Annotated in this window: 11 protein-coding genes and 1 pseudogene; 8 read left to right on the plus strand and 4 right to left on the minus strand. The window is 65.9% G+C overall.

What is annotated here, in order from left to right:
- Positions 1-355: 355 nt before the first annotated feature.
- Entirely contained in the window at positions 356-1,306 is a 951-nt protein-coding gene (locus tag ACFVTE_RS01780) for a helix-turn-helix transcriptional regulator (RefSeq protein WP_387096008.1), read from the minus strand.
- 196 nt (positions 1,307-1,502) lie between these two features.
- Between ACFVTE_RS01780 and ACFVTE_RS01785 the strand changes: the two genes are divergently transcribed.
- Both ACFVTE_RS01785 and ACFVTE_RS01790 read left to right on the plus strand, forming a co-directional pair.
- A complete protein-coding gene (locus ACFVTE_RS01785) occupies positions 1,503-2,333 on the plus strand; it encodes an aldo/keto reductase (RefSeq protein WP_387096010.1) in 831 nt (276 codons plus the stop codon).
- 36 nt (positions 2,334-2,369) lie between these two features.
- A complete protein-coding gene (locus tag ACFVTE_RS01790; protein WP_387096012.1) occupies positions 2,370-3,341 on the plus strand; it encodes an aldo/keto reductase in 972 nt (323 codons plus the stop codon).
- Between the two features lie 93 nt (positions 3,342-3,434).
- Here ACFVTE_RS01790 and ACFVTE_RS01795 read toward each other — a convergent pair whose 3' ends face one another.
- Both ACFVTE_RS01795 and ACFVTE_RS01800 read right to left on the minus strand, forming a co-directional pair.
- On the minus strand, positions 3,435-3,644 hold the full coding sequence (locus ACFVTE_RS01795; protein ID WP_387096014.1) for a hypothetical protein: 210 nt from the start codon (positions 3,642-3,644) through the stop codon (positions 3,435-3,437).
- Positions 3,645-3,796: 152 nt separating this feature from the next.
- Positions 3,797-4,543 (minus strand): CDP-alcohol phosphatidyltransferase family protein, encoded by a 747-nt coding sequence (locus tag ACFVTE_RS01800; RefSeq protein ID WP_387096017.1) that lies wholly within the window; start codon positions 4,541-4,543, stop codon positions 3,797-3,799.
- A gap of 136 nt (positions 4,544-4,679) precedes the next feature.
- Here ACFVTE_RS01800 and ACFVTE_RS01805 point away from each other — a divergent pair, with 136 nt between their 5' ends.
- The 5 genes and pseudogenes from ACFVTE_RS01805 (at position 4,680) to ACFVTE_RS01825 (ending at position 8,944) form a co-directional block, all read left to right on the plus strand.
- Positions 4,680-5,510 (plus strand): aldo/keto reductase, encoded by an 831-nt coding sequence (locus ACFVTE_RS01805; RefSeq protein ID WP_387096020.1) that lies wholly within the window; start codon positions 4,680-4,682, stop codon positions 5,508-5,510.
- A gap of 148 nt (positions 5,511-5,658) precedes the next feature.
- Positions 5,659-5,922, plus strand: coding sequence for a GlsB/YeaQ/YmgE family stress response membrane protein (locus ACFVTE_RS01810; protein ID WP_354262656.1), 264 nt, complete (start codon positions 5,659-5,661; stop codon positions 5,920-5,922).
- Between the two features lie 125 nt (positions 5,923-6,047).
- A complete protein-coding gene (locus ACFVTE_RS01815) occupies positions 6,048-6,527 on the plus strand; it encodes a hypothetical protein (RefSeq protein ID WP_387096023.1) in 480 nt (159 codons plus the stop codon).
- 328 nt (positions 6,528-6,855) lie between these two features.
- Positions 6,856-7,065 (plus strand): hypothetical protein, encoded by a 210-nt coding sequence (locus tag ACFVTE_RS01820; protein ID WP_387096026.1) that lies wholly within the window; start codon positions 6,856-6,858, stop codon positions 7,063-7,065.
- Positions 7,062-8,944: pseudogene (locus tag ACFVTE_RS01825) on the plus strand (DUF222 domain-containing protein). Before ACFVTE_RS01820 ends, ACFVTE_RS01825 begins: the two are co-directional and overlap by 4 nt.
- Before the next feature lie 123 nt (positions 8,945-9,067).
- Here the strand turns inward: ACFVTE_RS01825 and ACFVTE_RS01830 are convergent.
- Positions 9,068-10,138, minus strand: coding sequence for a putative protein N(5)-glutamine methyltransferase (locus ACFVTE_RS01830; RefSeq protein WP_387096028.1), 1,071 nt, complete (start codon positions 10,136-10,138; stop codon positions 9,068-9,070).
- A gap of 43 nt (positions 10,139-10,181) precedes the next feature.
- On the opposite strand from ACFVTE_RS01830, the gene ACFVTE_RS01835 reads away from it, so the two are divergent.
- On the plus strand, positions 10,182-11,225 hold the full coding sequence (locus ACFVTE_RS01835; protein WP_387096031.1) for a lactonase family protein: 1,044 nt from the start codon (positions 10,182-10,184) through the stop codon (positions 11,223-11,225).
- Positions 11,226-11,281: the final 56 nt, after the last annotated feature.

The following is an 11,281-nucleotide window of genomic DNA, read 5'->3' on the forward strand; positions in this document are numbered from 1 at the left end:
GCTTAATCCTGGGCGGTAGCACTCGGGCGCCACACAGTGGGAATCCCGCGGAATGCGGGAAACACCTGTCCTTCAAAGAAGGCGTGCGCCTCGTCCGGCGAGTCTGCAGGGGCCCACATTCCCGACGCCGGGCAGTGGGTTCCGGTCGGAGCGGAAGGTGTGTGGCGTTCCCGAAGCAGTGCGATGCGTTTCATCGTTGAAGGTCATCCTTGGGTCGGAGGGCTGGGAGAAGTTCTCCTCCAAGGCTAGGAAACGCGCCACACCCGCCCAATGGGCGAATGGATAAAATCCTGCGCTCCTGCTGGGCAGAGGTACAGGAGACGCCTTTTCTCCCGCCACCCGGCTGCATGTACGGTCAGCCGCGGCTGGCCGACGGCGCATCCTCACTGCCGTTTCCCTCTGGCCTGCCAATGCTGGAAGCCTGCTCCCCCGTCGCGCTTTCATCCCCGTTCACGGTTCCCCGGCCCATGCTGTCCGCTCCGAGGCTTCCGAGCAGCGCCAGCGCATCCGCCGACGGCGAGCCCGGCCTGGCCGAGTAGATCCGCAGGGTCTGGTCGGCGTCGTCCGGCAGCACCAGGTTTTCGAAGTTCAGTTCAAGGTCTCCCACCTCGGGATGGTGGAGGCGCACGGTGCCTGCAGAGCGGGTGGCCACCCGGTGGCCGGCCCACCATTGGCGGAAGTGTTCACTGTGCACGGCAAGCTCCCCCACGAGATGGTTGGCCTGTGCGTCATTGGGGTGCCGTCCGACGTCGAGCCGGAGGGCGCCCGCCGCCTCCGCCGCCACTGTCTTCCAATCGCGGAAAAGCTCCCGCGCCCTCGGATCAAGGACCAGCCACCGGGTGAGGTTCCGCTCCCCGGAGGACAGGTGCGGGAAGTCCGCTATCAGCAGGAAAGCCATCCGATTACCGGCCAGGACATCCGTTCTTCGTCCAAGGACAAGGGCAGGCACATCGCCAACGGCGTCCAGGAGTTGCCGGAGACCGGGCCGGATTGCCTGGACGGGCATCGGTGACCGGGCGGACACTGCACAGTGCCGCAGAAGGTTCATCATGTGGGCTTGCTCGCCGGCGTCGAGCCTGAGCGCCCGCGCCACCGAATCCAGAACGGCCCGCGACGCGTGGATGTTGCGGCCTTGTTCGAGCCTTGTGTAGTAATCCGTGCTGATGTCCGCCAGCCGGGCGATCTCCTCCCGCCGCAACCCGGGCACGCGCCGCGCGCCGGCGCCGTCAGCGATGCCGACGTCCTCCGGTTTCAGCCGGGACCGCATTGCCTTGAGGAATTTGCCGAACTCGGCGCTCTGACCCATGACCTCCATTGTGCCTGCCCCCGGGCACCGTTTCTACAACGATGGTAGGACTGGCAATCCTAGGAAAAACAGGGAGAGCCACGGCCGCTGACTCCGGAGCCTTGGATGCATAAGCTCGGAAGGAGCCCGCGCCCTCACCCTCCCGCGCGGCGCACTCTCAACACGGACTATCGAGTTAGATCATCAAGGAGAAGACATGTCGCAGATCCCGCAGGTCGTCCTCAACAACGGCGTTTCCATCCCGCAGCTGGGATTCGGCGTTTTCCAGGTACCCCCGGACGAGACTCAGCGGACCGTTGAGGACGCCCTGGAAGCCGGTTACCGCCATATCGACACCGCGGCCGCCTACCGGAACGAGGCCGGGGTGGGGGCTGCGATCGCCGCATCCGGCATCCCGCGCGAGGAGCTGTTTATCACCACCAAGCTACGCAACGGCGACCAGGCCACTGCCCAGGAGGCGTTCGAGAACAGCCGGAAGGCACTGGGGGTCGATGTCGTTGACCTGTACCTGATCCACTGGCCGGTGCCTTCCCAGGAACTCTACACACAGGCCTGGAAGGCGCTGGAGGAAATCCACGCCACCGGCCAAGCCCGGGCGATAGGCGTCTCAAACTTTCTGGAAGAGCACCTGGATGCTGTACTGGCCGACGCGGACGTGATCCCCGCTGTGAACCAGTTCGAACTCCACCCGACCTTCCAGCAGGCCGCGCTGGCCACCAAGAGCCGCTCCCACGGGATTGCCGTTGAGGCCTACAGCCCGTTGGGCCAGGGTGCAGACCTGGACGCACCCGCAGTGGCGGGCCTGGCCAAGGATCACGGGGCGACGCCCGCCCAGATCGTGCTCGCGTGGCACCTGGCAACCGGCAACATCGTCATCCCGAAGTCCGCCGACTCCGCAAGGATGCGGGAGAACCTCGCAGCAGCGACAATCCGGCTGACTGCCGCAGACGTGGAATCGATCAACGGGCTTGAGGCCGGCTCCCGCATTGGCGCGGACCCCGCCGTCGCCGCGTTCTCCCAGCTCTAGCCGCTTTCCCAGCTCCACCGAAAGGACGAACCATTCATGGAGTACACACATCTGGGCCGTTCCGGCCTCAAGGTTTCCCGGCTTTGCCTCGGCACCATGAACTTCGGCCCGCACACGGAGGAACCCGAAGCGCACGCGATCATGGACTCCGCCCAGGAGTCCGGCATCAATTTCTTCGACACGGCCAACGTGTACGGCGGGACTGACCACCGCGGCTGGACAGAGGAGATCATTGGCCGCTGGTTCGCGAAGGGAGGCGAGCGCCGGGAACGCACCGTGCTGGCCACCAAGCTCTACGGCACCATGACGGACCGCCCGAACGAGTCGAAGCTGTCCGCACTGAACATCCGGCGCGCCCTCGACGCCAGCCTCAAACGCCTCCAAACCGATTACATCGACATCTACCAGTTCCACCACGTGGACCGGAACACGCCGTGGGACGAGATCTGGCAGGCCGTCGAAGTGGCCATCCAGCAAGGCAAGATCCTGTACTCGGGCAGCAGCAATTTCGCCGGCTGGCACCTGGCACGCGCGCAGGAAGCCGCCGCCAGCCGCAGCTACACCGGCCTCGTCAGTGAGCAATCGATCTACAATCTGCTGACGCGGAACATCGAGTTGGAAGTCATCCCCGCGGCCCGGCAATACGGGATCGGGATCATCCCGTGGTCCCCGTTGCACGGAGGGCTTCTGGGCGGCGTGCTCAAAAAAGAGCGCGAGGGCGTGCGGCGGCTGGCGGGGCGGGCGGCGGAAACGCTGGAAAAGCACCACGACCAGATCCTGGGGTACGAGGATTTCGCCGCGGAACTCGGCCATGAGCCCGGCGACGTTGCACTCGCGTGGCTGCTTCGGCAGCCTGCGGTTACCGCCCCCATCGTCGGGCCCCGCACGCAGGAACAGCTACACGCGTCCATCCGGGCTTTGGACGTGACACTCAACGATGATGCACTCAAGCGTCTCGATGACATTTTCCCGGGGCACCGGACCGCTCCGGAGGACTATGCCTGGTAACCGGGACGGCTTCCGGCGGGCCGCCGGCCGCGATCCAGCCGATCAGTGATCGAAGCGCGGATTACTGCTGCGGGCTACCCCGGCGCCGCCCGCCTACCGGGCTGGCGGCCGCTGGGGATCCTCCAGGGCGGGCTCGTCCGGCTCTCCGTCGGGGCCGGTGGGTGGTCCGGGGTTGTCCTGCGGAGGAATTGCCGGTTCTTCCTGGGGAGGGTCCTGGTTGGGGTCAAACGGGAAGCCCCCGGGTGAACCGCTTTCAGGCTGGTCCGACGAATTCGGCTCCGGATCGGCGGGCGTTTCGCTCATGGTCTGGATCCTTTGCTGTTGGGAGGGCCTGGACTTACCTTGCTCCGGCCCGCTTCAACCTTTACCAGCGGCGGCCACCGTTAGTCCAGAGCCGCCGGACCCGCGGTGAACTTCGGCGCCGCACCGTAACGCCGCCTTCCTTTACTGCTCCGTTAGTTCACCAGTTCAGTGCTGGAGTGCCGCCCGGTCCACTTTCGGTGGCTTTGCTCCAGTTCGACGACGTCCCGGCCAAACGAGGCCACCAGTGCGACGAGCGCCAGGACAACAGTCACCATCCCGATTCCACCGGGAACCCCGGGCGTGAGTGCCAGCAACAAGGCGAACGGCTGGAAGGCGCCGATAACCTTCCGCAGCCTCTTAACAGGCAGCATTCGTTTCAGCTCAGGCCGGAACCAGCCGGCAGTGACGAACGCGTACCACATGAGCCCGGTGGCCAGCACCCAGGGGCCAAGGATGGGCACAGCAGCACACGACAGCACGAGCACCAGGGCTGCATCGGTCTGGACATCCAGCCGGCCTCCAGCCGGGCTCACGCAGGCAAACCGCCGCGCAACGGCCCCGTCCACCGCGTCAAGAAGAAATGCGGCCGCACCCACCGCGACCACCGGCACGCCGGGCCCCACCCCGCCGAACAGCGCCGGGACCGTCGCCGCCGCGCAGCATGCCACCAGCACAGCGCGAAGCAGGGTAACACGGTCCGCAGCCGTGGTGAGCCGGGGCTTGCGGCTGAGGATGGAAGCGGCGGCATTTCCCACCACTGCCAGGCCGGCAGCTATGGCGGAAAGGAAGTATGTTGCTCCAGCATCTGCAGCGGTCAGGATCCAACTCCCGGACACAAGGAAGGCAGCCATGGCGACAACCACGTCCACCACAGCGCGCCTTCCGAGCAAGACCTGCATGTGCCTCCTTGCGCTCATCGTAACAACAGGCGGTCCATAAGCATTCCCGGTTTGACCTCGGAAGATAGCAAAAGGTGGTCCCGAAGGAGCAAGGAGGGTCTGGGCAAACTGCCACTGATAGGAAAGACTCTTCCGCATGGCACTCGCACCAGTCATCGAACTGAACGACGGCAACCGGATCCCTCAGATCGGCCTTGGAACCTGGCCGCTGAACGACCGGGAGGTGAGTGACGCCGTCGTACGCGCTGCGGAAGCCGGGTACCGGCACATCGATACGGCCGTGCGCTACGGGAACGAGGCGGGTGTCGGCTCCGGAATCCGGGCCAGCGGACTGGACCGGACAGAGTTCTTTGTCACCACCAAGCTGGACGGGGAATTCCAGGGAGGGAATCTGGCCACGGCCGGACTTGAAGGCTCGCTGAAACGCCTGAACCTGGACTATGTCGACCTGCTGCTGATCCACTGGCCGCTCCCCCGCCGTGGAGAATTCATCTCCACGTGGCAGACGTTTGAGCGACTCCAGGGCGAAGGGAAAGTCCGGTCGATCGGCGTCTCGAACTTCAAGCCCGCCCATTTGGAAAAGCTCATGTGGGAGACCGAGGTTGTCCCGGCCGTGAACCAGATCCAACTCAACCCCTCGGTGACCCGTTCGGCCGACCGAGCCTACAACGACGGACACCGGATTGTCACAGAGTCGTACAGTCCACTGGGTGCCGGATCCGGACTGCTGTCTGCGCCTGTGCTGAACCGAATCGCGGGCAAACACGGCCGAACAGTGAGCCAGGTGGTGCTGCGCTGGCACGTCCAGCAGGGTCTCGTGGCCATCCCCAAGTCCGCGGATCCGCAGCGGATGAAAGAGAATATCGACGTCTTCGATTTCGCCTTGGATGAGGAAGACCTGACCGCCATCAGCACCCTCGATGAGGGCCCGGAGGCGGGCGTAAACTCCGACGTTCAGGGCCACTGACGCCCGGCCCCGGGTGCGCACTGCCGTCCGCCCCTCACTGGAAGGCGACTGGCAAAAAAATAGTAAGCATGATTAGTATTGAGCAGAAGGACGAAGCGTACCCGGCAACCCGGGTAACTCCTCTAGATGAAGAAGGAACGATTAAAAGATGGGTTTTTTCGCATTTCTGATTCTTGGCCTCATTGCCGGAGCCATTGCTAAGGCCATCCTCCCCGGACGGCAGGGCGGCGGCATTTTCATCACGCTGCTGCTTGGCGTGGTTGGCGCAATTCTCGGCGGCTTTATCGGCAGCGCGCTCTTCGGAGTTGGCATCAACGAGTTCTTCTCGCTGTCCACGTGGCTGCTCGCGATTGGGGGCGCACTGATCGTCCTGCTGGTCTACGGCATGATTACCAAGCGCACGGCCCGCTAGACAAAGTCGCTGGTAGAGCAGCGCCGGAACCGGCTCCGGGGAACTTCCCGGGGCCGGTTTCCCACCCCCAGGCCGTATTGGCCGAACCAAATCGTACAGATCCCCCTCAAGAGTAGGAGATCATCATGAAATCCAAACTTCTCTTCGGCGCCGGAATCGCTGCAGGTTATGTGCTCGGATCCAGGTCCGGCCGGGCAGCGTACGACAAGCTCAAAGCACGGGCCGCCGGCATCTGGGACAGCAAGCCGGTCCAGGACAAAGTCACGGCAGCAAAGGAAGCCGTCAAAGAAAAGGCCCCTGAGGTGGGCGACCAGCTGGCCGAAGCCGCGCGACGGGCAGGAACGGTACTCGACTCCGCCATGCACCGCGATGCACCAAAGCCGGGTGACGCCGGTACAGCTTCCGCCGGCACTTCTGCATCTGGTACGTCTACAGACAGCGGCCACGTGCCCGCGCACAGCACCCATCCGGAGACGGTCAACCTCGGCACTTCCGATGTGGAGTCCGATCCGGCGCTCAACGCCAGCACGGGCCAGGACTGGACAGACGAGGGCGGTGCCACGTCCGCCGGAGCTGCCACGAACGTGCATCCGGACAAGCAGTAGTAGCTCCCAGTAGTAGTTCCAAGGTTGGCTGCTTGAGCCCGCATCCCGGGCGGGGCGGCAAGAACTAAAAATGTCAGACGCCTCTGACAATGTTTTCCTATGGAAGCCACCGGGGAAAGCGCGGGAAGTATGCCAGGCCGGGCAGCAGTGCCCGGCCTGCGTGCTGCCCGGCTGTGTAGCGTTCCCGCTTCCGGGCGTCCGGCTTCTGCCGGAACGGGCACCGTCGTTGCGGACACATCTTCGTCCGACGGCGGTGCTGCCGCCGACCTCACCGCCGGCACAAGCCAATTTCATCATTACTGTCAGACCCCGTTGAGATAGTTTTCGTATGGAAGCCTTTGGGGAGGATCGAGCGGACATTGCAGCCGGGACTGACGTCTCGGGCCTAAGTGCCGCCGCTCTGCTGCCTGCCCGCCGGCTGCGCAGCGTTCCCTCCGAAGCCCCCGCTGCCGGTTCCCGTTCTGAGGCCGCTATTCAGGACGCGTCCGACGGCGGCGCTGCCGCCGCCTCCGGTCCGGTCACTCCGCCCCGGACATGAACGGCCCGGCATCAGCTGCCAAGGCAGCTACTGAACTGGCGTCCCCAACGCTGGCGACGCCCGATCTGAAGGCGGCCTTGGCGTTGCTGGACTCGGCCACCAGTTCGGCGCCGGAGGAGCTGGCCACGGCCAACTTCCTTCAGGCGGCCGATTTCGCTGAACTGAACGAGAAGCTCTCCCGCCGCGTCGAACACCTGCAAGTAGCCGCCGCCGCGGCCGTGGACCGGACACGAACCGAGGCGATCAACGCCGCCGCGACCGCCAGCCGCGCCGCCGGCTGGACCACAGGCTGGGGCACCGAACCCGAACCCGCCCCGGCTCCTGACGCTCATCCCTCCGATGCCGCCGCCCCGCCTGCCTCGGCTCCTGCCTCTGCGGTGGGCTGGTCCCCGGCCGATGACGGGGCCCGCAACACCGCCGAGTTCCTCCGGACCCGGCTCCGGATCAGCACCCCCGAAGCACGCCGCCGACTCGCCCTCGCCAACGCCACCCTCCCCCGCACCGGACTCGCCGGCCGCCCCCTGCCACCGGAACACGAAGAAACCGCCGCCGCCCTCACCGCCGGAACCATCTCCTCCCGCGCCGGAACCACCATCACTACCGCCCTGGACAAAGTCCGCCACACCCCCGACCCCGCCCTGATCGCCGAAATGGAACACAACCTCACCCAAACCGCGATCGAAAACGACCACGACTTCCTCACCCGCATCGCCCACCGCTGGATCGACGCCCTCGACCAGGACGGCACCGAACCATCCGAAGAAAACCTCCGCCACCGCCAAGGCGTCTTCATCCACCACAAACGCGGCGGCCTCCACCACCTCGAAATCCGCGCCACCACCGACCAATACGAAGTCCTCACCACCGTCATGAACACCGCCACCAACCCCCGCACCACCACACCCAACACCACCACCTGCGGAACCGACAGCAACCCCGGCGGCGACAACGACGGCAGCGCCGGCAGCGACAGCGCCGCCGTTGACCCCGACACGGCCTTCAACACCCCCACCCCGCTCCCCGACCTGGACCGCCGCACCCCCGCCCAACAACGCCTCGACGGCCTCGTCGGCGCGTCCAAAGCCGCCCTCGCCACCGGCACCCTGCCCACCACCGGAGGACTCCGCCCCCAAGTCATGGTCACCGTCGGCTACCGGGACCTCCTCAACAGCATCCAAACCACCGCCACCCGCGGCCCCCGCTACGCCCCAAAGAGAAACCGCACCGGCACCTGGCAGACCAGCGAACCCTGGCCCGAACCGGACACCAGCACAGACGCCCCGCAGACAATCGAACCCGACGCCCAAACAGGCAACCGGCCCAGCACCAACGTCGCCAGCACCGACCCGCCCAGCATCAACCTGTCCGGCACCGACCTCTTCGCCACACCCCCGCCCGGCACCAACTGGACAGGCACCGACCTCTTCGCCACACCCGGCGAGCCCACCGGCGCGGCCACCGGCAGCGGAACATTCGCCTACACCGGCCCCGTCACCGCCTCCACCATCCGCAAAATCGCCTGCGATGCCGACATCATCCCCGTCCTCCTCGGCTCCCAAGGACGCATCCTCGACATCGGCCGCACCACCCGCATCTTCCCGCCCCACATCCGCAAAGCCCTCAACACCCGCGACCAAGGCTGCGCCTTCCCCAACTGCACCATCCCCGCACCATGGTGCGAAGCCCACCACATCACCTACTGGTCCCGCGGCGGACCCACCAACACCGACAACGGCGTCCTCCTCTGCACCCACCACCACCATCTGATCCACAAGGAACAGTGGAAAATCCACATCAAAAACGGGATCCCCTGGTTCATCCCGCCACCCCACATCGACCACGCCAACAACCCCGACAAAACCACCACCACAAAACATGACCCCGCCGCAAAGACCCGACCTGCAAGACCGTGCCCGGCTGATTGGACTCAAGCGGAGCGGCCGCGTCCACGGGAAGTGCCGCTTCGTGGCGAGCGGGGGCTGGCCCCGCATCCCCAAGCGAGTTACAACAGCTGCCCGATCACCACTGTCGCGTCCAATTCAGCCGACGTGGCAATCCGCGGACTTAGGCCCCCATCGACCATGGCCGCTGCGGTATGCGGAGCCTGCAGCCGGCTCGTTTCGATGAGCAGGTGCCCTCCCGGCCTAAGCCAGTCCGCGGCTTCGGCGGTCACCCGGCGCTGGATGTCGAGACCGTCGGGCCCTCCGTCGAGCGACACCCGCGGCTCATGAACGCGGGCTTCATGGGGCATGCTGCTGATGGACTCCGTCGGCACGTAGGGGGCATTGACCGCGAGGATGTCCACGGAGCACCGAAGGCGAGCGGGTAAGGCTGAGTAGAGGTCACCCTCATGGACAGCTCCGCCCGCTGGCACCACGTTGCGGCGGGCACACTGCACCGCGGCCGGGTCGACGTCGGAAGCATGCACCTCCATGCCGGGCACCCATATGGCCAGCGCGGTGCCCACAGCGCCGGAGCCGCAGCACAGGTCAACGACAACCGGGGGCATCGATGGCAACACGGGCGGGGTGATGCCAGCAGGCCCGGTGGGCTCAGCGGGCTCCGACCCCGCCGACCCCGCCGACTCGGCCGGCCCTGACCCCGCGGCCCCCAGGATCGCGGCAGCCTCCCGGACCAGCAGTTCCGTCCGGCGTCGCGGCACAAAGACCCCGGGCTCGACCCGGATCCGCAAGCCGCAAAACTCGGCCCAGCCCAGAATGTGCTCGAGCGGAAACCCGTCGACCCGCCGCTGCACGGCGTGCCTTAGCCCATCGAAGGCAAGGCCGGCCGAAAGGAGGAGGTCCGCTTCGTCCTCGGCAAAGACACAGCCGGCAGCGCGCAGCCTGCTGATGACGGTGGAGCGGGAAAGCGGTGATTGAACAGGCATGGATGCGTCCTTCGGCTGAATGATGGGCGCTCCGTGCATATGTCCTACTGACCTTGACGGTCCGTAAGGCGGCGGGCAGGGAGAACCCAAGCTGGCGTTGCGTGAATTGTTCTCACCTCCCGGGGTAGTACTAAACGGGCACATGTAAGCGTGCCCGGCACTCAAATCGGCTCTGCAAAAAACCATGTTATCCGACGCCGAATCCGGCAATCATTGGCAGGATGGAACGATGACCCACAGCGAAAACCACACGCTCATCTGGACTGGCTCCTACACCGCGGACAGCGGCGGGCACGGGGCCGGGATCGGGGCCGTATCGGCCAACGCTGATGGGACGCTCATCTGGCGCGGGACGGCCGCAAAGGCGGACTCGCCGTCGTTCGTCGCGGTGCACCGGAAACTGCCGATGGTTTACGCCGTTGGTGAGAACGCCAAAACCGTCCAGGCGTACCGGCGGCGTGGAGAATTCGGCCTCGAAGCCGTCGGCGAGCCCTGGGCAGCCGGCGAAGCTGCCTGCCACGTCACCGTCGATCCGCAGGGCAAGTTCCTGATCGTCGCCTGCTGGGGCGACGGCCAGGTGCTGCTCTACGAACTGACGGACGACGGCGGGATCGCCCGCCGCCTTCCGGCGGCAGCATCCAGCGACCCGCACCGGGACGACCGCCCCAGCCGCGCCCACGCCAGCCTGGTACTCGCCGACGGCCGCATCATGACCACCGACCTCGGCCACGATCTCCTCCGAGTCTGGAACCACGTTCCCAGGACGGGCCTGGTGCTGGACCATGAGGTGGTGCTGCCGAAGGACAGCGGCCCCCGCCACCTGGTGCAGCACTCCGATGGAACGGTGTTCGTCGTTTCCGAGTATTCGATCGAGGTCTTCGCAGCCCGGGCCGCCTCGGCGTCGGGGAAGTTTGAACTGGTCGGCCAGGGGCCAGCGACGTTCGAGGGCGCGAAGGATGGCGACTCCGCGGCCGAAATTGCCTTGTCGGCGGACGGGCGGTTCGCGTATGTAGGCGTGCGGGGCTCCAACCGCATCAGCGTGCTGGAGCTGACCTCATCAGCAGAGGGCGGCCCGCTTCGCCCGCTCGGCGACTTCGCCAGCAGCGGCGACTGGCCCCGTCATCACCTGGTCCGCGGCGAATGGCTTCACGTGGCCCACGAGCGCTCACACGACATCACCACCTTCCGCCTGGACGTCCGGACCGGCCTCCCGGAAGGCCCTCTTCAGCGTCTCGTTGCGGGTTCCCCCACGGCCCTGATTGTGGCAAGCTAACCGCAATCGACAAAGCCAATACAGGATCAGTCATTGCCAATACGGTCCCATCAAGG

The organism is Arthrobacter sp. NPDC058097 (assembly GCF_042884885.1).
Taxonomy (GTDB): domain Bacteria; phylum Actinomycetota; class Actinomycetes; order Actinomycetales; family Micrococcaceae; genus Arthrobacter.